The 22339-nt window shown below is 61.8% G+C and carries 19 protein-coding genes; 9 read left to right on the top strand and 10 right to left on the bottom strand.

Annotated elements, in window-relative coordinates:
- Positions 1-134 precede the first annotated feature (134 nt).
- The gene (locus tag C5F71_RS23860) at positions 135-1466 is read left to right on the top strand and encodes an MFS transporter (protein ID WP_029292957.1); all 1332 of its coding nucleotides are present in this window, start codon (positions 135-137) and stop codon (positions 1464-1466) included.
- A gap of 13 nt (positions 1467-1479) precedes the next feature.
- Positions 1480-2847: an amidase gene (locus C5F71_RS23855; RefSeq protein WP_104912112.1), complete on the top strand. Its 1368-nt coding sequence runs from the start codon at positions 1480-1482 to the stop codon at positions 2845-2847.
- A gap of 270 nt (positions 2848-3117) precedes the next feature.
- On the opposite strand, the gene C5F71_RS23850 is transcribed toward C5F71_RS23855, so the two are convergent.
- The 7 genes from C5F71_RS23850 to C5F71_RS23820 all read right to left on the bottom strand — a co-directional run bounded on the left by C5F71_RS23850 (position 3118) and on the right by C5F71_RS23820 (position 9775).
- Positions 3118-4353 (bottom strand): Zn-dependent hydrolase, encoded by a 1236-nt coding sequence (locus C5F71_RS23850; protein WP_104912111.1) that lies wholly within the window; start codon positions 4351-4353, stop codon positions 3118-3120.
- On the bottom strand, positions 4350-4841 hold the full coding sequence (locus tag C5F71_RS23845) for an L-2-amino-thiazoline-4-carboxylic acid hydrolase (RefSeq protein WP_029292963.1): 492 nt from the start codon (positions 4839-4841) through the stop codon (positions 4350-4352). Before C5F71_RS23845 ends, C5F71_RS23850 begins: the two co-directional genes overlap by 4 nt.
- A 186-nt stretch (positions 4842-5027) precedes the next feature.
- A complete protein-coding gene (locus C5F71_RS23840) occupies positions 5028-6167 on the bottom strand; it encodes a branched-chain amino acid ABC transporter substrate-binding protein (protein WP_029292965.1) in 1140 nt (379 codons plus the stop codon).
- 84 nt (positions 6168-6251) lie between these two features.
- Entirely contained in the window at positions 6252-6968 is a 717-nt protein-coding gene (locus C5F71_RS23835) for an ABC transporter ATP-binding protein (protein ID WP_029292968.1), read from the bottom strand.
- Positions 6961-7734 carry an ABC transporter ATP-binding protein gene (locus C5F71_RS23830; RefSeq protein WP_029292970.1) on the bottom strand — a complete coding sequence of 258 codons (774 nt, stop codon included), beginning with the start codon at positions 7732-7734 and terminating at the stop codon, positions 6961-6963. Before C5F71_RS23830 ends, C5F71_RS23835 begins: the two co-directional genes overlap by 8 nt.
- Complete coding sequence (locus C5F71_RS23825) at positions 7731-8831, bottom strand: ABC transporter ATP-binding protein (protein ID WP_029292972.1); 1101 nt, start codon at positions 8829-8831, stop codon at positions 7731-7733. Before C5F71_RS23825 ends, C5F71_RS23830 begins: the two co-directional genes overlap by 4 nt.
- A complete protein-coding gene (locus C5F71_RS23820; RefSeq protein ID WP_029292973.1) occupies positions 8828-9775 on the bottom strand; it encodes a branched-chain amino acid ABC transporter permease in 948 nt (315 codons plus the stop codon). The genes C5F71_RS23825 and C5F71_RS23820 overlap by 4 nt, the downstream gene beginning before the upstream one ends.
- Positions 9776-9981: 206 nt before the next feature.
- Here C5F71_RS23820 and C5F71_RS23815 point away from each other — a divergent pair, with 206 nt between their 5' ends.
- The 3 genes from C5F71_RS23815 to C5F71_RS23805 all read left to right on the top strand — a co-directional run bounded on the left by C5F71_RS23815 (position 9982) and on the right by C5F71_RS23805 (position 12347).
- The gene (locus C5F71_RS23815) at positions 9982-10881 is read left to right on the top strand and encodes a LysR substrate-binding domain-containing protein (RefSeq protein WP_092235633.1); all 900 of its coding nucleotides are present in this window, start codon (positions 9982-9984) and stop codon (positions 10879-10881) included.
- 149 nt (positions 10882-11030) lie between these two features.
- Positions 11031-11822: a hypothetical protein gene (locus C5F71_RS23810; RefSeq protein ID WP_104912110.1), complete on the top strand. Its 792-nt coding sequence runs from the start codon at positions 11031-11033 to the stop codon at positions 11820-11822.
- Between the two features lie 96 nt (positions 11823-11918).
- Positions 11919-12347, top strand: coding sequence for a hypothetical protein (locus tag C5F71_RS23805; protein ID WP_104912109.1), 429 nt, complete (start codon positions 11919-11921; stop codon positions 12345-12347).
- A gap of 376 nt (positions 12348-12723) precedes the next feature.
- Here C5F71_RS23805 and C5F71_RS23800 read toward each other — a convergent pair whose 3' ends face one another.
- A complete protein-coding gene (locus C5F71_RS23800; RefSeq protein ID WP_029292979.1) occupies positions 12724-13203 on the bottom strand; it encodes an Lrp/AsnC family transcriptional regulator in 480 nt (159 codons plus the stop codon).
- A 161-nt stretch (positions 13204-13364) separates the two neighbouring features.
- Between C5F71_RS23800 and C5F71_RS23795 the strand changes: the two genes are divergently transcribed.
- The 4 genes from C5F71_RS23795 to C5F71_RS23780 all read left to right on the top strand — a co-directional run bounded on the left by C5F71_RS23795 (position 13365) and on the right by C5F71_RS23780 (position 19495).
- On the top strand, positions 13365-15179 hold the full coding sequence (locus C5F71_RS23795) for a tyrosinase family protein (RefSeq protein WP_104912108.1): 1815 nt from the start codon (positions 13365-13367) through the stop codon (positions 15177-15179).
- The gene (locus C5F71_RS23790; protein ID WP_104912107.1) at positions 15176-16921 is read left to right on the top strand and encodes a hypothetical protein; all 1746 of its coding nucleotides are present in this window, start codon (positions 15176-15178) and stop codon (positions 16919-16921) included. The genes C5F71_RS23795 and C5F71_RS23790 overlap by 4 nt, the downstream gene beginning before the upstream one ends.
- Positions 16922-17078: 157 nt before the next feature.
- The gene (locus C5F71_RS23785) at positions 17079-18677 is read left to right on the top strand and encodes a hypothetical protein (protein ID WP_104912106.1); all 1599 of its coding nucleotides are present in this window, start codon (positions 17079-17081) and stop codon (positions 18675-18677) included.
- The gene (locus tag C5F71_RS23780; protein ID WP_092235617.1) at positions 18674-19495 is read left to right on the top strand and encodes a hypothetical protein; all 822 of its coding nucleotides are present in this window, start codon (positions 18674-18676) and stop codon (positions 19493-19495) included. Before C5F71_RS23785 ends, C5F71_RS23780 begins: the two co-directional genes overlap by 4 nt.
- A 116-nt stretch (positions 19496-19611) precedes the next feature.
- Here C5F71_RS23780 and C5F71_RS23775 read toward each other — a convergent pair whose 3' ends face one another.
- Both C5F71_RS23775 and C5F71_RS23770 read right to left on the bottom strand, forming a co-directional pair.
- The gene (locus C5F71_RS23775) at positions 19612-20853 is read right to left on the bottom strand and encodes an OprD family porin (protein ID WP_104912105.1); all 1242 of its coding nucleotides are present in this window, start codon (positions 20851-20853) and stop codon (positions 19612-19614) included.
- A gap of 109 nt (positions 20854-20962) precedes the next feature.
- Positions 20963-22333, bottom strand: a complete 1371-nt coding sequence (locus tag C5F71_RS23770; protein ID WP_371923358.1) for a tripartite tricarboxylate transporter permease — start codon at positions 22331-22333, stop codon at positions 20963-20965.
- Positions 22334-22339: the final 6 nt, after the last annotated feature.

The following is a 22339-nucleotide window of genomic DNA, read 5'->3' as shown; positions in this document are numbered from 1 at the left end:
TTTACCCAAACGTTTGACTAAAATTTTTTCCCACCTTACATTTCGCCTACCCAAACGTTTGGGCAACCAATAAAAATACGCCGGACGCGGCCGACTTTTTGACTTCTGCCATCATTTTGAAGAGTCAGATCCCTATGAACAGCCCCGCTATCCCGTCCTTCCGCTACCAGATTTTCTTCCTGATCATGCTCATGGCCTTGCTCAACTACATCGACCGTGGCGCGATTGCCTATGCGTCGGCGAGCATTCTTCCCGAGTACGGTTTCGACAAAGCCGACTGGGGCAACGTCCTGGGCTACTTCGGTTACGGCTACATCCTTGGGGCATTGGTCGGCGGCATTCTGGCCGACCGCTTTGGTGCCAAGCGCATCTGGCTGATCGCCGGAGGCACGTGGTCGGTCTTCGAAATCGCCACGGCATTTGCCGGCGACTTCGGCCTGGCGTTTCTCGGCGGCTCGGCCATGGCCGGTTTCGCCACGATCCGCGTGATGTTCGGCTTTGCCGAAGGTCCGGCCTACTCGGTGATCAACAAGAGCGTGGCCAACTGGGCCACGCCCAAGGAGCGCGGTTTTGTGGTCGCGGTCGGCCTCTTGAGTACCCCATTGGGCGCATTGCTCACCGCGCCTGTGGCTGTGGGCCTGCAAACCCTGACCGGCAGCTGGCGCAGCATGTTCGTGGTGTTGGGCGTGGTCAGCCTGGCGCTGCTGGTGTTTTTCATGACGCGCTTCACCAACACCCCGGATGAAAACCCGCGCGTGTCCAAGGCCGAACTCGACTTCCTGCGCAAAGAGCGCGCCGAGGCCGCCAATGCGTCGACGCCCACTACCAGCGTTGCGCCGCTCTGGCACTTCTTCAAGAACAAAGACCTGCTGTTCAACGCCGTCGGTTACTTCTCGTTTGTGTACGTGACATTCCTGCTGCTGACCTGGACCCCCAAATACCTGCAGGACGAGTTCCACTACAACCTGTCGTCGCTGTGGTACATGGGCATGATCCCATGGACCGGCGCCTGCTTCACCGTGCTGCTGGGCGGCAAGATTTCGGACTTGCTGCTGCGCCGCACCGGCAACCTGAAAGTCGCCCGCAGCTGGCTGGCCGCGACCTGTCTGTTGCTGACAACCTTGTGCTTCATCATGGTTTCCCAAGCCCAGACCGTCTGGGGCGTGATTGCCCTGATGACGTTGGCCAATGCGCTTAATGCCCTGCCCAACTCCGTGTACTGGGCGGTGGTCATCGACACCGCGCCGTCCAATCGGGTGGGTGCCTACAGCGGCATGACGCACTTTATCGCCAACACCGCGTCGTTTATCGCCCCCATGCTGACCGGCTACCTGACCGTGCGTTACGGCTATTCATCGATGTTCGTGGCCGCCGCCGTGGCCACCGCGTTGGGCATGAGCGCAATGCTGATGGTGCGCCCGGGCGGGCGTCAGGTTGCCCCGTCCTCTCAACCCGCTGCTGTTTGATGGAGTTGCATTTATGAGCCTGGTGAAGCCTACCCACGCTGGATACTTTTTTGGTCAGTCGATCATCACGCTGGCCGCGCGCCTGCGTGCCGGCAGCGTGACCAGTGTCGAGTTGACGCAGGCCGCGCTGGACAGCATCGAACGCTTGAACCCGGTGTTGAATGCGTTCGTTCATGTTGATGCCGCCGTGGCTCTGGCCCAGGCCCGCAAGGCCGACGCGCTGTTTGCCCAAGGCCAGGACCTGGGCCCGCTGCAGGGCATGCCGATAGCGGTCAAAGACAACATCGACACGTTTGACTACATCACCACCTACGGTTCAGCGCACTTCGACCGTTTCAAACCCAGCCACGATGCGCTTTGCGTGCAACGCGTACGCGAGGCCGGGGCGGTGATTATCGGCAAGACCTTGACCCATGAGTTCGCCTATGGCCCGACTGGCGACCGCTCACTGCAAGGCGCGGCGCGCAACCCGTGGGATGCGCGCTGCATCACCGGCGGTTCCAGCGCCGGCAGTGCCGCGGCGGTGGCCAGCGGCATGGTGCCGCTGGCGCTGGGTACCGACACGGGCGGCTCGATCCGGATTCCGGCGGCCTTGTGCGGCACGGTCGGCTTCAAGCCCTCGTTTGCCAGCGTGCCGTTGGACGGGGTGTTCCCGCTCGCGTCCAGCCTCGACCACGTCGGCCCCATCGCCAACCACGTTGAAGATGCACGCCTGTTGTTCGAAGTGCTGGCAGGACGCGCTTGCCGGCCGGCGGCCACGCCTCGAGCGTTGCGCGTGGGCTGGATCACGTGCGCCAGCTTCGGCCCGGTGGATGCCGAGCTGCATCAGCAGGTCTACCAGGCGGCGCAACAGCTGTTTGGCGAAGCGCTGCAAGAGACTGACGCGCTGCAAAAAATCGCGGCGGGCATGAAGGACACCTTGCAGACCTTGCAACGTGCCGAAGCCTTTGCAGTACATGCCGAACGCATGCGCGATGCGCCGCACAAATTTGACCAGGAGGTACGCGAGCGCCTTGAGGTGTCGAGCGAGGTCAGAGGCTGGCAGTACATTCGCGCACAGGCCAGCCAGGCGCAGTACAAAGCGGCCATGGCGCGGTTGTTCGAAGACTATGACTTGCTGGTTTCACCCACTGTGCCGATTACCGCCACACAGGTGAACGCACGCCAAGTGCGCGTGGGCGAACAGGACATTGACGTACGCGCCGCCGTACTCAGCCATACCAGCGCCTGGAACCTCACCGGCCTGCCCTCGATCAGCCTGCCGGTGGGGCACGTGAGGGGCATGCCGGTGGGGTTGCAAGTGATAGGCGCGGCTGGCGCGGATGATCACTTGTTGCAGGTGATGAGCCAGCTGTTTGTGCCGATTACAGGTGGTGACTGAACTACCGCTTTCGCGGGCAAGCCCGCTCCCACAGGGGGGCGCTGCAGAACGAAGGTGGGAGCTGGCTTGTGGCGAGCGGGCTTGCCCGCGCTGGGCTGCGAAGCAGCCCTAAACCCGGCCATCGCGGTTTATCTGAAGAAACGCGGCGGGCTTTTTGGGGCTGCTCCGCAGCCCAACGCGGGGCAAGCCCGCTCGCCACGGGAGAGTTCGTCAGTTTCTGAAAGTTGTGTAGATACCTAGGGCTTTCGCGGGCAAGCCCGCTCCCATCCATCACTCACGCGACGAAGCCAGAATCGCCTGCAACAACACATCCGCCCCGGCCGTGGACCAGTGCGGGTGGATCTCTTCCGCCTCGTTATGACTCAAGCCATCCACACAAGGTACAAAGATCATTGCCGTCGGCGCGACCTGGTTCAGGTAGCAGGCGTCATGCCCCGCGCCGGAAATCATCCGCCGATGGCTATAGCCCAGCGCTGCGGCCGCGGTCTGCACCACGTCTACGCAATCCTTGTCGAAGGCAATCGGCGCGTACTGGAAGATCTGCTTGACGCTGGCCTGCAGGCCAATCCCCTCGGCAATCCGCGCCACGGCTTCGTGCAGTTGCTGGTCCTGCACGCCCAGCACCGTCTCATCGGGATGGCGGAACTCAACACTGAAAAACACCCGCCCCGGCACCACATTGCGCGAGTTGGGGAAGATGTTGGCCATGCCCACCGTCGCCCGCCCTTCGGCGCCTTGGGCCAGGCCGATCTGGTTGACCGCCTCCACCACCCGGGCAAAGCCCAGCAGTGCATCCAGGCGGTGATCCATTGGCGTGGTGCCGGCATGGGCGCTGCGGCCGCTCAGTTCGACTTCATACCAACGCTGGCCCTGGGCCCCGGTGACCACGCCGATGGTCAGGTCCTGGGCTTCAAGGATCGGGCCTTGCTCGATATGCAGCTCATACGCCGCATGCACCGCCTGCCCTCCCACCGGATGCGGGCCGGCGTAGCCGATCTGCTGCAACGCCTGGCCGATGGTCACGCCGGCCTTGTCTTCGCGGGACAAACCGTATTCCAGGTCGAACACCCCGGCATACACCCCTGAAGAAATCATCGCCGGGGCAAAACGCGAGCCTTCTTCGTTGGTCCAGTTGACCACCTCGATCGGTCGATCGGTTTCGATGCCCAGGTCGTTCAAGGTGCGCAGCACTTCCAGGCCGGCCAGCACGCCGTAGATGCCATCGAACTTGCCGCCCGCTGGCTGCGAGTCGCCGTGGGAGCCGGTCAGCACCGGGGCCAGCTGGTCGAGGCGGCCGGCGCGGCGGGCGAAGATGTTGCCCATGGCGTCCACACGAATGCTGCACCCGGCCGCTGTGCACCAGGCCACGAACAGGTCACGCCCGCGCCGGTCTTCGTCGGTCAGCGCCAGGCGCGAGACACCGCCCTTGGGCGTGCCGCCGATCTGCGCCATTTCCATCAGCGAGTCCCACAGGCGCTCACCGTTGACCCGCGCCAGGGCACTCACGAGCGCGGCTCCTGGGGCTTGGCGTGGTAGCGGAAGTCACAGCTTGGCGCGCCGCCCATGATGGTCTGGGTGCGCGTCAATTCGATATTCGGGTTGTAGCCGACAATAAACAGCTCGTCGCGGTTGCACGACAACAGGTGGCCGATCTCGCCCAGGCCCATTTCGTGGTACATCTCGGCATAGCGGCAACGCTTGACGTCGTAGTCGTAGTGCTCGGCATCGCTGGCGATGATTTCGACTTTCAGCGCGTCGTCCTTTTCCCACAGCACTTGCAGCTCAACGAAGCTCTTGAGGTCGGCGCCCTGCTCTTCCTGGGCGGCAAAGTGCTTGCCGGCCTGGATCGCGGCGTTGCCCACCGCTTCGCCAATCACCGCTGCGGCAAAGGCCTTGCCCTGCTCGCGCACGAGGATTTCGTAGATCGGCTTGATGATCTCGGCCTCGATGCGCCGGCGGGCCAGGATGCCCAGTTCACCTTCAAGTTTGCTCATGGTGTGCCTCATTCAAAATGGCTGCGAAGATCCAATGTGGGTGCTGCCAAATGTGGGAGCTGTCTCGCCCGGCGAGGCTGCGATGCAGACACCACGGTGTCGCAGATACACCGCGGTGATCCCATCGCAGCCTCGCCGGGCGAGACAGCTCCTACATGAGCTGCGCCTACACTTAAATCCAGCGCGTTACTTTTTGCCGCCAGCCACGCTCACCGGTTGCCATTGATTGGCCTTGACCTGGTAAACGGTGAACGACGGGTTCTGCAGATTGCCCTGGGCATCGAATGCGATAGTCCCGGTCACGCCCGGATAGCTGATGGCGCGCAGTACCGGCAGGTACTTCTGCGGATCGGTGGAATTGGCCTGCTCGATGGCGGCGATCAGCACGCCCACACCGTCATAGGCAAAAGGTGCGTGCAGCTCGATGTTGCTCTTGAAGCGCGCCTTGTAGGCCTCTTCAAATGCTTTGCCGCCTGGCATCTGCGCCACGGCCAGGCCCGGTTCCAGGGCGATCACGCCCTCGCCTTCGTTCTGTGCCAGTTGCAGGAAGGTCTGGCTGACAAAGCCGCCGGCGCCCATCAATGGGGCCTTGATCCCCAACTGCTTGATGCGCCGGGCCAGCGGTGCAGCCTGGGAGTCGACGCCGCCAAAGAAGATCAGGTCCGGGTTTTGCCCACGGATGTTGGTCAGCACCGCACTGAAGTCGATGGTCTTGTCGTCCACGTATTCGCGCGCAACCACCTTGGCGCCACCGGCCTCGATGGATTTGACGAACTGGTCCGCCAGGCCCTGGCCGAACGCGGTGCGGTCGTCGATCACGGCAATGCGCTGCGCCTTGAGGGTCTTGAGTGCGTAGTCGCCGGCGACCTGGCCGCCGTCATCGTCGTGGCCCATGATCCGCAAGCTGGTGTCGAAACCTTGCTGGGTGTAGGCGTGACCAGTGGCCACCGGTGCGACCTGGGCAATCCCGGCGTCATGGTAGACCCGCGCTGCCGGAATGCTGGTGCCGGTGTTCCAATGGCCGACCACGCCAACTACGCCTTCGTCCACCAGGCGCTGGGCCACGGTGACGGCGGTGCGTGGATCGGACTGGTCATCCTCGGAAACCAGCTTGAACGTCACGGCCTCGCCATTGATTTTCAGGTGCTTGGCGTTGGCCTGGTCAATGGCCAGTTGCGCGCCGTTTTCCAGGTCTTTGCCGATCCGCGCCGACGGACCGGTCAAGGGTCCGGCCAGGCCAATCAGTACCGTCTGGTCGGCCTGGGCCACGCCGCTCATGGCCAGGCTCAACAACAGTACGCGTTTGAAGGGGGCAGTCTTGTTCATGGTTTTTTCCTGTTTCTCAGCAGGCCCTCATGGCCTGTGGGGTTGACGAAACACGCCGGGCGTCCGGTGGCGTTTGTTATGGGGTTATTCACCGAGGTAGGCACTGCGCACCTCGGGGTGGTCGAGCAATTGGTCACTGGCACCGCTGAGGCTGATACGCCCGGTGTCCATCACATAGGCGCGGTCAGTCACTTGCAGCGCAAGGCGCGCGTTCTGCTCCACCAGCAGCAGGGTCATGCCCTGGCGGCACACATCATCGATCACCTGGAACAGCTTTTCGACCATGATCGGCGCCAGGCCCATGGACGGCTCATCGAGCACCAGCAGGCGGGGCTTGGACAGCAGCGCACGGGCCAGGGCGAGCATCTGCTGCTCGCCACCGGAGAGCAAGCCGGCCGACTGCTGCAAGCGTTCTTCCAGGCGCGGAAAGTGTTCGAACAACTGGCGGATTTCCAGGTTGACTTGCTGTGGGTCGCGGCGCAGGAACGCGCCGGCCTGGAGGTTTTCCAGCACGCTCATGCGCGCAAAAATGCCACGCCCTTCCGGCACCATGGCGATGCCCAGGGTCAGGCGCTCATGGGGCGCCAGGTTGAGGATCGAGCGGCCAGCAAAGCGGATCTGCCCCGCAGCGGCCGGCAGCAACCCGGTCAGGGCCTTGAGGCTGGAGCTTTTGCCGGCGCCATTGGCGCCGATCAACGTGACCCGTTCGCCTTCATCTATATGCAGGTCCAGGGACTTGACCGCCTCGATGGCGCCGTAACGCACCTTCAGGCCGGCAATCTGCAACAACGCTTCAGACATGGGCGCCGGCTCCCAGATAGGCCTGGATCACTTGCGGGTGGCGGCGCACTTCGGCAGGCGCGCCCACGGCGATCACGCGTCCGTAGTCCAGCACGCTGATGCGGTCACACACGCCCATCACCAGCTTCACGTCGTGTTCGATCAGCAACAGGGTGTGGCCGTCGTCGCGGATTTTTTCCAGCAGGCTGCGCAGTTGCACTTTCTCGCTGGCATTCATGCCGGCGGCCGGCTCGTCGAGGGCCAGCAGGCGCGGTTCGGTGGCCAGGGCACGGGCAATTTCCAGGCGCCGCTGGTGGCCGTAGGACAGGCTGTCGGCACGGTAGTGGGCAAACCCGGCCAGGCCGACATAGGCCAGCAGGCGATGGGCGTGGGCGCGGGTCTGCGCTTCTTCCTCGCGCCCGCGCGAATGCCCGCTCAAGGCCGCCCACACGCCGTTATGGGTGCGTACATGGCGCCCGACCATGACGTTTTCCAGGGCGCTCATGGCGTTGAACAGGCGGATATTCTGGAACGTGCGCGCGATGCCAGCGCGGGCCACCTGGTGTACCGCCGTGGGCTGGTACTCCTGGCCGTCGAGTTGAAAGCGCCCGGAGTCCGGGGTGTATAACCCCGTCATCACATTAAAGAAGGTGGTCTTGCCGGCGCCATTGGGCCCGATCAGGCCGTAGATTTCCCCGGCCTCGATACTCAAGCTCACGTCATCGAGCGCGGCCACGCCGCCAAACTGTTTATTGACCTTCTCGATCTGTAATAACGGATGGTTCAAGGTGCACCTCCTGTGCGGCTCGGCCAGAGGCCGGCGGGTCGATACAGCATCGCCAGAATCAGCGCCAGGCCGTAGAACAGCTGGCGGATAATTTCCGGGTCCACCAGCACTTGGCCAAACAGCGCCTGCTGCAAGGGGCCCATGCTGGCGCGCAACGCTTCGGGCAGGGCCGCGAGCAACACGCAGCCCAGAATCACCCCGGGGATATGCCCCATGCCGCCGAGCACCACCATGGCCAGCACGGCGATGGACTCATTGAGGGTGAAGGATTCGGGTGAAACAAAGCCTTGGAACGAGGCAAACAGCGCCCCACTGATACCGCCGAACGCCGCACCAATGGCAAATGCCAGCAGCTTCAGGCGCAAGGTATTGAGGCCCATGGCCTGGGCCGCCTCTTCGTCTTCGCGGATCGCCATCCACGCGCGGCCGATGCGCGAGCGCTCGAGGCGGATGCAGGCAAACAGGATCAGCACCACCAACGCGGCGAACAGGTAGTAATAGAGGTAGACCGAGGGCAAGCGCAGGCCGAACAGTTCCTGGGTGCGCCCCAGGTTGACCCCCAGCAGCGTCACCGGATCAACCTGGGCGATGCCCTTGGGGCCGTTGGTGAGGTTCACCGGGCGGTCCAGGTTACGCAGCAATATGCGGATGATCTCGCCAAAGCCCAGGGTGACGATGGCCAGGTAGTCGCCGCGCAAACGCAGGGTCGGCGCCCCAAGGATCACCCCGAACCCGGCCGCCAACAGCGCCGCCAGTGGCAGAATCAGCCAGATCGAGGTGTGCATGCCCTCTGGCATCAGCGCCAGCAAGGCCGGGAACTGTTGCATCAGATGGGGCGACGAGAGCAATGCCGCCAGGTAGGCGCCCACCGCGTAGAAGGCGATAAAGCCCATGTCCAGCAGGCCGGCATAACCCACCACGATGTTCAGGCCCAGGGCCAACATGATGTACAGCAGGGCAAAGTCCAGGGTGCGCACCCAAGTATTGCCGCCGGCATGCCCGACAATCCATGGGGCCAACACCAGGGCCAGGGCGAACAGCACCAGGCCCAGGCTGGCGCGTTTGCTCGAAGGGCTCACAGCGGTTGCCAGGCTCATGCGCGGGTCGCCAATCGTTCGCCCAACAGCCCTTGGGGACGGAACACCAGCACCGCGATCAACACGATAAAGGCGAACACATCCTGGTAGTTGCTGCCGAACACGCCGTTGGTGGCAGCCCCCAGGTAGCCGGTGCCCAAGGCTTCGATCAGCCCCAGCAGCAGGCCGCCGAGCATGGCGCCCTTGAGGTTGCCGATGCCGCCCAGCACTGCTGCGGTAAAGGCCTTGATGCCGGGCAGGAAGCCCATATAGAAATGCGCGCTGCCATAGTTGCTGGCCATCATGATGCCTGCCAGCGCGGCCAGGGCGCCGCCGATGGCGAAGGTCATGACGATGATGCGGTTGGGGTTGATGCCCATCAGGCTCGCCACTTGCGGGTTCTCGGCCACGGCGCGCATGGCCCGGCCAAAGCGTGTGCGCTCGACCAGCAGCAACAGCCCGACCATCAGGCTCAGCGCCACGCCAATGGTGGTCAGCGCGGTGGCATTGGTCACGGCGGCATGGGTGGCATCGCCGGCCAGCACTTCGATGGGTTCCAGGGGCAGCAATTGCGGGAACATCTGTGGGTTACGGGTCCAGACCAGCATGGCGACGGTCTGCAACAACAGCGACACGCCGATACCACTGATCAACGGCGCCAGGCGCGGGGCGTTGCGCAAGCGCCGATAGGCGACACGCTCGATCACCACCGCCAGCACCGCACAAAAGGCCATGGCAATCATCGCCGCTGCCAGCAGCAACAGCACCGGCGGCATCTGCGGGAAGGCCGCCTGCAGCACACGGATCACCGACAGGCCCACCAGCGCGCCAATCATCAACACATCGCCGTGGGCAAAGTTGATGATCCGCAAAATGCCGTAGACCATGGTGTAACCCAAGGCCACTAGCGCGTAGAGACTGCCCGACAGCAAGCCGTTGAGCAGTTGCTGGATAAACGCATCCATGAGAACCATCAACTCCATACACAAAAACGTCGGTGCCAGGGCGCACCGACTAAAAGCCCGAGCGCGGAACACTAGTTATTTATTCTGTTTTTATCAAATATCTGAAAGGAATATGTTTATGCCAAATAAAAAACGCCCTATTTACGGCGTTTTTTCCCGGCCAAAGCCGCTTTATTTATCTTTTTACTTAGTATTTAATTCAACACATGAATAATTTAGAACAGTTAGCCAACGATCCACCTTTACGTGCCGTGCGCACCTTCGAGGCTTTTGCCCGCCATGGGGGCGTGAATGCCGCCGCGCGCGAACTAGGGGTGTCGCCCTCGGCGGTCAGTCATCAACTGCACTTGCTGGAGAGCTTCCTACAACAGCCGCTGACGATGCGCCAAGGCCGCAACCTGGGCCTGACCGAAGAAGGTCGCGAGTACTACCGGGCGATTCGCTCGGCATTCGCGGTACTGCGCAGCGCCACCGAGCACGTGCGGGAAAAGAGCGCGACGCGCCAGGTCACCATCAGCCTGATCCCGATGTTCGCCACCAACCTGTTCATCCCGAGCCTGCCACAGTTCTTAAGCGCCAACCCGGCACTGGATATCAACATCACCTACGCCAACCACCGCAGCTACCCCAGCGATGCTGCCGACCTGTCGATCCGTTTCGGTACCGGGCACTGGCCGGGGTATCACAGCGAGCCGCTGATCAGCGGCGCGGTCACGCCGTTTTGCAGCCGCGAATTCCTGCAGCGCCACGGGCCTATCGCCACACCGCAGGCGCTCAGCGAACTGCCGCTGCTGCACGACGAAGAACGCGGCACCTGGGGGCAATGGTTCGATGTCGCCGAGGCCAGTCACAGCAACACGCACAATGGTCTGTTGCTGGAGGACGGCCAGTTGACCCTGGTCGCCACCCTCACCGGCCTCGGCTGCTCGCTGCTGCGTGCGCCGTTGGTGGCGCCCCTGGTGGCCCGGGGTGAATTGGTGCAACTGTTCGACTTGCCGGTGGATGACGGACGCCAGTACTACCTGTGCCGCCGGGCCAGCAGCGAGCTGTCGAGCGAGGGCAATAACCTGTATGACTGGATCAAGGAGCGCCTGGGCCAAGGGTGAGACGCAACATTGCGCATCTAACCTTCCCATGTAGAAGTACAGGTGCGGGAACCTGAATAGATTTTCGCGCCACAGAAAAATAGCGGTTAGTGACCGTCAACAGTAAACGGTCGCTATCACGCCTTTCCATTTTTCTGAAGGATAAACACATGACATCTATTAATAACCAACCACTGGCCGCCCCGCTAGCGAATCACTCCCACATCACAGATCGTCATGAAACCAAGACAACAAACTCCGCCCGTCCCGAACCGAGTGCTCCGGCAGCGCACCGCTCCGCCAAGATGTACGACGAAACATATTTGAACATGTACAACACCATTCAACAGATGAAACCGCCACCCACTCTTGAGGCTATGCGAGCCCAAGTACCCGATGACAAATGGAACGCTTCACTTGACCGAAGCAAACCATTCCGAGAGCTAGGACGAAGTTATGGCCTGTCTTTGCTGCTTCAAACACCCATGGCGCAAGAGCTAGGTCGTAAGCTCAAAGAGCAGTTTGAAGATTTTTTCCCTGGCAGGTCTGATCTGTCTTGGGCGAGCCTAGGTATCACCGCCCTGTTAACTCAAGGAAAACATGGCGATCCGGGTGAAATCGCCGGGTTTGACTTCGACTCGTCAGGAACAAGCTCCTGGGATGAAATGGCGGCCAATATGTTCTCTCGGCTTAAAACACATCTGATAGCTACAGGTCGAGCAACACCTGAATTAGCAGAGGCCGCAACCTATGCACTGTTGTGGAACTCTGCGCCGGAGTATCTCCTGAACTTCATTCCTGAAAATGTGAACAGGCACTCCGATACTTGGGAGGCTGTCCGCAAAGAGATATCGAGAATGTCAGATGATGACAACCAAGCCCCCCTGGGGAAATTTTATGACAGCATCCTCGACAAGCTGGATCCCCAACGAGTTATTGACCGACAGAACGAGGGTGTTTAATTCAATAATCGCGAGTTGGTAGCCACCCGCCTCGCTGTCGGCTGGTATGATGCCGCGCTTTGAAAAACCAGCTGTAGACCTGCGAGGAAATACACCTTGAGTAACGACGCAAAAATGACCGGCGACCTGTTCGAAGTGGACAAGCGCCTGTCGCTCAAGCCCGTGGTGGACTTCAATAGCTACCTGCAGGCTGCCTTCGGCGATGGCCCTTGCACCTGCGTGCGCTGCGTTGCCAGCGCAGGTGACGAGAAAGGTTACGAATATCAGCACAGCTTCAACTTCCTGGGCCAGACTACCCACCGCCGCTTTGCGTTGACCGCTGGCAGCGATGTGTTGCAGATGCTGAAAAAGGCCTGGCTGTCCTATACCAAGGCCGACCTGCCGGGCAGTGGCGACTTGGCGTTGGAGACGGTCAAGGAGTTTGTCGAGCCGCAGCTGCACAAGCGTTTGCTGCCGTTGTTGCTGGCCAGCGGGTTGGTCAAGGATGTCGAAGGTGGCTTGCAGCTTCAGGCTGTGGCGGCCTGATAGACAACCGGATCATTACGGCGAACGCATAACCCTGTGGGAGCGGGCTTGCCCGCGATGGCGGTGGGTCAGCCAAGACAGGTGCTGACTGATCTACCGTAATCGCGGCATAGGTATCTACACAACTTTGCCGCAACGCCTAGATCCAAGCAGATAGCGCAGTTGTGGCGAGCGGGCTTGCCCCGCGCTGGGCTGCGAAGCAGCCCCAAAAAGCCCTCCACGTTTCTTCAGATAAACCGCGATGGCCGGGTTTAGGTCTGCTTCGCAGCCCAGCGCGGGGCAAGCCCGCTCGCCACAGGAGAGTTCGTCAGTTTCTGAAAGTTGTGTAGATACCTATGGTAATCGCGGGCAAGCCCGCTCCCACACAAGCCGGCGTCTACAGGTCTGGAGGAAGGTGCTGCACGCCTTGCAGCGGCAGTTCATAGGACTTCTTCACGGTGCGCACCACCAACGTCGACGAATAGGTGCGGATCGGAATATCCCGGTAAGTATCAAGAAACCGATAGATGTATTCGGTGTACTCCGTGGCATCGCGAAACTTGGCCACCATCACAAAATCAAACTCCCCGGTCATCAGGTAGCAGTCCTGAATCTCCGGGTGGTTGGCCAGGATGTGCTGCATCTTGCGATCAATGTCGTTGCTGTCTTTATCGAGCTTGATCAAAAAGAACGCCGTGACCTGGATCCCCAGCTTTTTTTCATCCAGCACTGCGACTTTGGCCTTGATGATGCCCACGCTCTCCAGGCGCCGGATGCGCCGGTAACAACTGGTCGAGGACAGCCCCACGCTGTCGCTGAGCAGGTCCAGGCTCTGGGTGCAGTCCTTCTGCAACTTGCCGAGAATTTTCAAATCCATGGCGTCTGTCATTATTTCCACTTCTTCCTTGAGAAAACTGCAATGAATCCGCCGTAAAGGCCGGCCAATTTGCACAAATCACTGCACAGTGGCCCGTTACTATCAACTCCAGCTTAGCAGCCCCGGAAAATCCAGCATTGGGGCCGCATGAGAGGGATCTTATGATAGTCGCGAAACCGACATGGGCCGCTGATATCCAAGGGCTTTTCACCGCGCCTTACTGGATACCAACGGCAGATCGCGCCAACGTCGCAGGCTCGTGGGTGCGCTGCATGAACGCCTACGATGTGTTCCTGGAAGACCCCGACTCGGTCAAGGCCTGGTCCGAAACTATCTACCAGCACCTGGCGTCGCGCAACATGCCGTTGACCCTGGACGACCGGCAATTCTGGCCCATCGACGCCCTGGAAACCTTCCGGCAGTGGGTCAACCAGGGCTGGCGCCTGAACAGCTTTTCGCCATTCGATATTGCCGAGCGCATCCCGCCTCCAGACCTGCCGCATCCGGTCAAGCGCGTGCGCCAGGACATCCGCGCGCTGAGCCAGGCGCAACTGGACCTGTACCGTGCGCGGCTCGACGACGTGATGCAGATCGGCAACCCGGACAGTGGCTCGCCCTGGCAGCGCTACGCCTATATCCATACCAACTGGTGCCTGCATTACCAGGAAGCCTTTGCCTTGTGGCATCGCGCCTACCTGCTGTACCTGGAAGCCTTGATCGACTGCCCGATCCCCTATTGGGACTGGATGGCCGAGGACGCCAGTATCGATGGCAGCCCGCAGGCCGGCCTGCCCCAGGCCTTTCTCGATGAAACCTATGTGCACCCGCACAGCGGCGAAGTGCGGCGAAACCCATTGCGCTATGCGGCGGCCAAGGATGGCCGCTCGAAAGTCTGTGCCTCGGGCAATGTCGAGGGTCTGGACTGCCGCTTCGTGCAGCGCAACCCGTTGTTCTATACCCAGGGCGACCAGCAGCGCGTCAAACGCACCCAGTTGTATGGCATGAGCCGGATTTTCCAGCAGCAGGTGGTGGATGCCTTGGAATTCAAGACCTTCAGCCAGCCCCAGGGCGTGCCGGGGTATCCCTGGGCCAATATCACCGTGTTCGATCCACCGCAAAAGGACGAGCTGTACCCCAACCGCACACTGAATTTCGATGGCCTGTTTGAACAGCCCCACGACAACTATCACGGCTGGATCGGCGGTGATATGGCCGATAACGCCTACACCGCGTTTGACCCGGTGTTCTGCTCCTACCACGCCAATATCGATCGCGTGCTGGAGATCTGGATCCGCGCCAACCCGGCGGCGCAGTACACCACCCAATGCCTGCTCCAGCCGTTTGCCGGCAGCCTGGCCGAGACCGTCACGTTCACCAGTGCCGATGCCTGGCGCTATACCACCCTGGGCGATATGGCCCAGGACAGCCGGCATATCGGCTATGACTACGGCATGCCTGTCGCGCCGCCGTTTGGCGCACGACGCGCCAGCGCAAAAGCCTGCTGCCCGCACAGTGCCGCGCCTGCCCAGGATCCGGCGCAGGCCGGCGGCCCGTGGGTGGTGTTCGACCATGTGCGCTGCACCCACGATACCTACCTGATCGACGTTTTCCTCAACCAGCCCGACGCCACGCCCCAACAGGTCAACGCTGATAACCCGCACTACGTCGGGCGCTTCAGCCGCATCGGCATGGGGCTGGTGGATGACAAGGGGCGCTGCATTACCCACGGCGTCTGCCGCGCGCTCAATGCCGCGCGCAGTGCCTCGGCACTGCACCTCGGCCCCACGGACGCCGTGCAGTTGAGCCTGCTGGTTACCCATCTCGATAGTGGCCGGGTATTGGCGCCGCAAGAGTACGCGCCGCTGCCCGGCTTTATCGCCCAACTGGTGTGGGATGACCCGCGCCAGACCGTCGCCGACCCTCCCCCGAGTGCCGGTTGCTGCAGCATTTCTACCCCCCATGGAGATTTGTCATGAGCACGCCCTTCAAGCAATTCACCTCCCCCGCTGGGCAAGCGCCAAAGGACTACAACAAACTGGGCCTGGAAGACCAGTTGCCACAATTCGAAACCGACTGGAACAACGACATAACCGGCTGGACCGAAGCGGCGATCATCGGCAACCCCTGGTCGGGCCTGTATGACGCGCCCCGCTCGGCCTATTACAACCCGCTGGTCGAAGGCTATGGCGACACCACCCTGCCGGCGATTACCTGGCAACCCTTTCCCAACCGGCTGTGGACCTTTTTCTACAACAACGGCACTGCGGTGATTCCCCAACTGGGCAACAAGGCCATGACCCTGCAACAGGTCATGGAGCTGACCGACAACGGCCAGATCACCATCAACGGCACCCTGTACACCCTGTACGACCCGGACAAGAAAGGCACCCTGCTGCAACTGCCCGTAACCCGCTGCCCGACTATCGACTGGAACGGCAAATACAAAGACTTCTCGCCCTCGGGGCCGCGGGGCTGGCTGGACGAATACTGCGAGTGGTCGATCGTGCGCGATACCAACGGCAACATGCGCAAGATCACCTTTACCAGTGAAAACCCGGCGTACTTCCTGGCCATGTGGCGCATCGATCCGAATGCCGTGCTGGGCTTGTATCGCGACTACATCGACCCGAATGTGCAACTGCAAGATCTCTACCTGCGCTACACCGCCGACTGCAAGACCGGCAAGGCCGGTGACCCGGTGATTGACCCGACCACGGGCCTGCCGGCCTACGACACCGTCAACAAGTGGAACGCCGGCACCGCCTGCACCCCCGGCCAGTTCGGCGGCGCGATGCACCTGACCTCTGGGCCCAACACCCTCAGCGCCGAGGTGTACCTGGCGGCGGCGGCCACGATCATGCGCCCCCTGAAAAGCAGCCAGAGCGCCCAGGCGCTGATCTGCTGCGCGCAATATGGGCAGAACTATCGCAACTCCGACCCGCATATCGGCTTTGCAGCCAACGGGGCGACGAATGATGGGGCCACCCCCAGCCGGATTTCCCTGACCAACCCCATCGCCCTGTACCTGCAACAGCCGACCAACTTCAATGCCTGGAAAGGCCCCCAAGGCCAGGATGTGAGCCAGTACTGGCGCATCACCCGCGGTACTGCCAAATCGGCGATCAACGGCTCCGACCAGATCCTGCAGGCGGTGTTCGAGGTACCGGAAAGTGCCGGGTTCTCGATCAACGACATCACCATCAATGGCCAGGCGGTGAACTATGTGTGGGTGATTGCCCAGCAATTGCTGGTGGGCCTGAGTGTCACCACCATGCCGAGCACCGCGCAGCAGCAATCGCCTTGCGTGCAGGATCGGGTCAATGGCCTGCAGCCCTGGCCGGTGCAGTTGTTGCCGCTGGACCTGTTCTACGGCCAGTCGCCCACCGACCTGCCGGCCTGGCTGGCCCCAGGTACCAGCGGGCAATTCGCGCTGGTGGTACAAGGCGCGGACCTCAAGACCACCGCCGCCACCGCACGGATCCAGTTCAACAACCCCGGTGTCACGGCGCAGGTCACGGAGTTCCTGCCCGACGCCTCGGCCATTCCCGGCCAGACCAATGCGGGCGGTACCCAGGGTTACATCATGACCATCACCGTCGCGGCGAACGCGGTGCCGGGGCTGGTGACAGTGCGCGCGCTCAATCCGGGCGAGGCGGATAACGTCAGCGCGGCGGACCACCCTTGGGAGTCCGGGCTGGCGCTGGTGCCATCCACTTAAGGGCCAACACCGACCTCTGTAGGAGCTGGCTTGCCAGCGAAAATCCCCAACGATAACGCGGGGTACCTGGCGCCCAACGGTGCCCTCAGGTTTTTCGCCGGCAAGCCGGCTCCTACAGAACGGTTACTGGCTTCACCTTCATGCAAGGAGCGCGATGATGTACAGATTTCGCTTACGTGGTCTGCTGCTGGTCGGCACGCTGCTGTCGCTGTTTCTCCTGCCCACGGCCCAGGCATCGGATGCCGATACCTGCGTCCAGCAGCAGTTGGTGTTCGACCCCAACAGCGGCGGTTTTCTACCCGTCAACAATTTCAACACCACTGGCCAGAGCTTCATGAACTGTTTTGGCTGGCAGCTGTTTATTGCCCTGAACTGGCCCGTGGATCCCGGATGGCCAGCCAATGCAGCCCTCGCGGGCGAGCCGAACCGCAAGGTCAGCATGGCGCAATTTGGCGTGCCCCAGGTCGCCGGGCAACCCATGACCACCGCGCCGGTGTGGGCAAGCTTTAAAGACGCTAACGATATATTCCTGCCCGGCGCCCGACCGCCCACAGGCTGGGGCGTGCAGACATTGGTGCCGTCCAATTGCAGCAGCGAGGGCAGCCTCAAAGCGCTGTCGGTGGGGGCGCGCAAGTTCATGAACGCCACCTCGGAAAGCGCGACCAACGCCAAGCATCGCTTCCACTTGTCCAGCGGCACCCTGGCTTCGATTCCCGACCCGATCATGGAAGCCGCCGGCGGCTGGCTGACGGACCAGACCGGCAACCTGGTGTATTTCGAGCGCAAGGTGGGCAAGGCCGAGTTTGACTATATCGTCAAGTACGGGCTGTACGATGCCGCCAATCAAATGGTCGTTGCACAAAACAGCGATGGCAATCATCCGGCCGGGCTGTCCCTGCCCGCCGGCGAGCTGATGCGCTCGATGCCGACACAGCCCCTGCCCCAGGAACAACTGGGCGCCCTGGAACTCAAGGCCGCCTGGCGTATCCTCACCGGCAAGCCCCAGCTCTACGGGCGCTACCTGACCACCGTGGCCTGGCTCAAGAACCCCGCCACCCTGCAGTGCACCCAACAGGTGGTGGGCCTGGTGGGCCTGCATATCATCAACAAGACCCAGAGTTCACCGAACTTTATCTGGACCACATTCGAGCAAGTAGACAACGTACAAGAGCCAGGCCAAGTACCTGCGCAACAGACACCGCCCGACGGCTATACCTTCTACAACCCCAACTGCACCGGTGGCCCTGACGTGTGCACGCCCAACGTGGCCCGTATCCAGTGCCAGCAGCACAACCCTGACCGTGAATGCACCGAGCCCTATCCACGCAACCAACCGGTCCAGACCACTCGCGAACACCCCCTGCCTTCGGACATGCAGGCGCTCAACGGCGCCGTGCAGGCCAGCTTCGCCCAGCAGACCAACGGCCAGTCGGTGTTCCAGTACTACAAGCTAGTCAATGTGCTGTGGATCACCGCCCCGACCGCACCGGACCCGGAGCCGGGCGCGGGTGCGAAGGTGCCCCTGTCCTATGGCGCCTTTATCAGCGATAGCAACGTACCGGTGGCCAATACCACCATGGAGACCTACGTCCAGAGCATGGACTGCAATGCCTGCCACCAACAGGCGACGATTGCCGGCAGCAGCAGCCTGGCCTCGGACTTTTCGTTCCTGTTCAACAACGCCGATTCGGCCAAGCAAAAAAGCCTGATCAAACGCGTAAATGCCTTCGAAACCCTCAAGGATGGCCCACCATGAAACGCTCCCTTGCAACCCTGCTGCTTGCGCTATCGATGGCCCTCGCCCCGCTGGCCGTTGCCCATTCACCCCATGAACTGCACGCGGTCAGCAACGGCGCCGATGCCGATGCGCCGGGCAACCACGGCATGTTCATGGTCGGCTCGCAGACCCTGTTCCTGGTGCACATGCCAATGTTCACCACGGAAAAGCACATGTACCAGATCGTGCTCCAGGCCAGCCTGCCCGCAGACGTAATGGCCAAGTACCAGGCCCTGCGCGCGGCCAATCCGAGCAAGCCGTACAACCTGATCAACGTCGACGACGACACGTTCACCCTGCCCCAGCTCAAGGCCGGTGAAGTGACCTCGTTCAAGGCGACGATCTTTGACGGCTACTCCAACGATGGCGGCGGCACACCGGGGCCGGTGCTGTTTGACAACGTACCCGTGACGGTCGAGGCGGTGGTGATCTACCGGCCGTTCAACCTGGGCATCGACCGGCCGAAACAGCTGGTCTACACCCTGTTTGGCCGGGGCACCGAGGCGCACTTGACGCACTACATCGCCCAGGATCCGGACTTCCAGGAAATCATCACCCTGCCCGGCCCGCCAGCGCCGTTTTCGGCGGCGCAATTGGTGTCTACGGTGGATTTGAACTTCACCACCGTGCAGTCGCTGCCGATTGTCTGCCAGTCGCCGCTCAAGCCTGGGGTTTATCCGACGTTGCTGGAGGGGCGCGCCGATGCGCCGGTGGCGCTGGACCTGGGGCCGGCGGCACAACGCGTGTGGTATTCGACGGGGAATCTGTTGAACAAGAACGATCCTTGCCAGCGCTAGGATAGGTCCCCTTGCCGGCGATGGAGGCGGGTCAGTCGATGTCTTTGTCGATTGATACACCACCATCGCCGGCAAGCCGGCTCCTACAGGGGAATGCAGTTTCCGGTTTTACCTGCTTAAAACAACGAAAGCGGATAACTGACAATCAACCGATGCTCATCAAATTCCAGCGTGCTGTAATCCCGACGCAAGGTCGAATTACGCCAACGCACGTTGAGATTCTTCGCCACCCCGCTTTGCACCACATACGCCAACTCCGACTCCCGCCCCCACTCCTTGCCATCCGTCACCGCCCCCACATGGGCATTGCTGCCGCGAATGTAGCGGGTCATCAACGTCAGGCCCGGCACGCCCAGGGCGGCGAAGTCGTAGTCATAGCGCAGTTGCCAGGAACGCTCACGCGCGGCGTCGTAGCTGGAGTTATAGCTGTCGTTGGCCAGGCTGGTACCGGCGGTGCCATTGACGCGCATCCAGCCGTTTTTCCCGGACATGCGTTGCCCGCCCAGGTAAAACGTATGGGCGTTGAACTTGGCCGAGAGCATCGCCGACAGCGCGCGGTTTTCCAGGTCGCCGGCCAGGGCCCTGGCGTTTTCTTCGCCGGAGAAATAACCCAGGTTGGCCCCCAATACCCAACGGCCCAGGGGTTGGCTGTGGATCAGGTTGAAGTAGCGCTGCTGATAGATATCGGCCAACTCCGAGTACCACACGCCCACCTGGGTTCGCTTGTCGTTGAACTGGTATTCGGCGCCGCCGAAGTTGAAACGGTCCGAGGTCACATCCGCACGCCCGGCCATAAACATATCTTCCATGCTCGCGTCATTGCGCGGGCTGTTGCCACGGAACTGGCCGCCGTACAGGGTCAGGCCATCGAACTCGCGGGAGGTCAATTGCGCGCCGCGAAAGGTCTGGGTCAGCGAACGGCCATCGTCAGAGCGCAACACCGGCAGGGCTGGTGCCCACTCCCCGGCTTTTAGCTCGGTGTTGGAAAGCTTCGCCTTCAATGCCACGCCCAACCGCCCGAAATCATCCGCCGGGCGCCCATCGTCGTGCACCGGCAACAACTGGGTGTTGGCAGTGCCCTTGCCGCCGTCGAGCTTCTGCGAATACAGGCCCAGTACATCCAGGCCAAAGCCAACGGTGCCTTGCGTAAAACCCGAACGCGCATCGAGGATAAAACTCTGCGTCCATTCCTCAGCCTTGGCCTGGGGGTAGCGGCCATCGACAAAGTTGCGGTTGATGTAAAAATTGCGCAGGTTCAGCGAGCCCTTGGCATCGTCGACAAAACCTTGGGCGTGGCTGTTGGCAGTGACTGCCAGGCAGCCCAGCAGCACAGGGGTGGAGCGGGAAAGGATGTTCATTGTTGTTATTCCTTTGCTTGATCGCAGGCAGCAGTCTCCCGTCGCAGATAAATGGCTATCTGCCGGGGAATGTGTGGTGGTTATTGCAGGTAAGACGCCGTTGAGCTGGCTACCCCGCCAGCGCGATGATTGCCGGCACACTGAGTACCGCCGTGTAGTACCCCATGAACTGCACACCGGTGTTGAACCCTAGAAAGCGCGCCAGGAAACCACCCAGCAACCCCACCGTGACGATCACCAGCAGCCCCAGCAGACCGCCCTCCCAGATGCCGATCACCAGCACCAGGCCTATAAACGTCGCGATCACCGCTTCATGGCTGATCTTGCGCACCACGAAAGCGGCGGCACCATGGGCGAAGTTCATGGTGAACGGGTATGCCACCAGGATCGCCACAATCACGGCGAGCATGCCGTAACCGAGGAAGTCCCAGGTGCTGAGCAGGTTATGCAGGTTGTTGACCTGGCCGCTGGCGTTGTCCACCCAGAAGCGTGGTGGTGCGTTGAACAGCGGCGCGGCCGGGCCGGCAGCCACGGGGCTCAGGGGCAAACCGAAGGCCATCAGTGGGATCAGGGTTTCGGCGATGTACGTGGACTCGGTGACCCCGTTTCGTGCGGTGATCACCGTGGTCAGGCGGTCATACGCCTGCTTGATCCGCGCGCCGATCACTTCGCCCATGATCACGGTCATCGCCACGGGGCTGAACACGAACGTCGCGCTCGACACACTGGCCGCCATGGCGGTGACTTTAACCTGGCGGCGGTTGATGACCTTGAACGGGTTAGGGAAGTAGCCACTCCAGCCCTTGACGTCCGGCGCCAGGGAGAACACTCGGTATTCGTTGCGACGCATCTGCTCGCGCTCACCGGGAGCCAGTAGCGAGAACAGTGAAGCAATCAACGGCGCCACGGCGATGCCGAGGAAATAACTCACCGACAGTTTCACCCCGTAGTGGCCGGTCAAGGCCTGCAACGCGACGATCACCACAACAAACGGCACCAGGGTGAGCACCGAGGCCCAGCGGCCGGCAGAAAAGTACGCAATGGCCAGGGCCGCACACAGGAACACCCACGGTGCGAACTGCTTGATCACCCCGCCAAACGGCGCCAGTAACACCGCGAACAGGACCGACAGCGGCACCGCGATCAACGCCGCCACCGCGCCGCCGGTGATCATTTTGCGCAGGGCGATATGCGGCACGCCGAGTTTGCGCAGGTAGTTGGCATCGCCGAGCAAGGCGGTGGCCACTGTGTCGCCGGGAATGCCCAGCAAGGCCGTGGGCACCGCGTGGGTCATGTGCTTGGCGACAGCGCCGGCAAGAAAGAACGTCAACACCCCGGCAGGCGGTGCGCCGAGCAACACCACGAGCATGGTCAGCGGCGCCAGGGTGGCGGTTTCGTCGGTGCCCGAGACCAGGCCGATGGAGGAAAACACCACCGCCCCCAGCAACCCCAAGGCGAACGCCATCATGATTTCATGCATCAGCAT

This window comes from Pseudomonas sp. LG1D9 (assembly GCF_002949995.1).
GTDB lineage: Bacteria > Pseudomonadota > Gammaproteobacteria > Pseudomonadales > Pseudomonadaceae > Aquipseudomonas > Aquipseudomonas proteolytica.
Note: the sequence above shows the minus strand (reverse complement) of the source record. Positions and strands in the feature narration are given on the sequence as shown.

What these genes read in the sequence shown, in the direction of transcription:
- C5F71_RS23860 (WP_029292957.1), top strand. Translation starts at nt 135, where the DNA reads ATGAACAGCCCCGCTATCCCGTCCTTCCGCTACCAGATTTTCTTCCTG.
- C5F71_RS23855 (WP_104912112.1), top strand. Translation starts at nt 1,480, where the DNA reads ATGAGCCTGGTGAAGCCTACCCACGCTGGATACTTTTTTGGTCAGTCG.
- C5F71_RS23845 (WP_029292963.1), bottom strand. Translation starts at nt 4,841, where the DNA reads ATGAGCAAACTTGAAGGTGAACTGGGCATCCTGGCCCGCCGGCGCATC.
- C5F71_RS23840 (WP_029292965.1), bottom strand. Translation starts at nt 6,167, where the DNA reads ATGAACAAGACTGCCCCCTTCAAACGCGTACTGTTGTTGAGCCTGGCC.
- C5F71_RS23835 (WP_029292968.1), bottom strand. Translation starts at nt 6,968, where the DNA reads ATGTCTGAAGCGTTGTTGCAGATTGCCGGCCTGAAGGTGCGTTACGGC.
- C5F71_RS23825 (WP_029292972.1), bottom strand. Translation starts at nt 8,831, where the DNA reads ATGAGCCTGGCAACCGCTGTGAGCCCTTCGAGCAAACGCGCCAGCCTG.
- C5F71_RS23820 (WP_029292973.1), bottom strand. Translation starts at nt 9,775, where the DNA reads ATGGATGCGTTTATCCAGCAACTGCTCAACGGCTTGCTGTCGGGCAGT.
- C5F71_RS23815 (WP_092235633.1), top strand. Translation starts at nt 9,982, where the DNA reads ATGAATAATTTAGAACAGTTAGCCAACGATCCACCTTTACGTGCCGTG.
- C5F71_RS23810 (WP_104912110.1), top strand. Translation starts at nt 11,031, where the DNA reads ATGACATCTATTAATAACCAACCACTGGCCGCCCCGCTAGCGAATCAC.
- C5F71_RS23800 (WP_029292979.1), bottom strand. Translation starts at nt 13,203, where the DNA reads ATGGATTTGAAAATTCTCGGCAAGTTGCAGAAGGACTGCACCCAGAGC.
- C5F71_RS23795 (WP_104912108.1), top strand. Translation starts at nt 13,365, where the DNA reads ATGATAGTCGCGAAACCGACATGGGCCGCTGATATCCAAGGGCTTTTC.
- C5F71_RS23790 (WP_104912107.1), top strand. Translation starts at nt 15,176, where the DNA reads ATGAGCACGCCCTTCAAGCAATTCACCTCCCCCGCTGGGCAAGCGCCA.
- C5F71_RS23785 (WP_104912106.1), top strand. Translation starts at nt 17,079, where the DNA reads ATGTACAGATTTCGCTTACGTGGTCTGCTGCTGGTCGGCACGCTGCTG.
- C5F71_RS23780 (WP_092235617.1), top strand. Translation starts at nt 18,674, where the DNA reads ATGAAACGCTCCCTTGCAACCCTGCTGCTTGCGCTATCGATGGCCCTC.
- C5F71_RS23775 (WP_104912105.1), bottom strand. Translation starts at nt 20,853, where the DNA reads ATGAACATCCTTTCCCGCTCCACCCCTGTGCTGCTGGGCTGCCTGGCA.
- C5F71_RS23770 (WP_371923358.1), bottom strand. Translation starts at nt 22,333, where the DNA reads ATGCATGAAATCATGATGGCGTTCGCCTTGGGGTTGCTGGGGGCGGTG.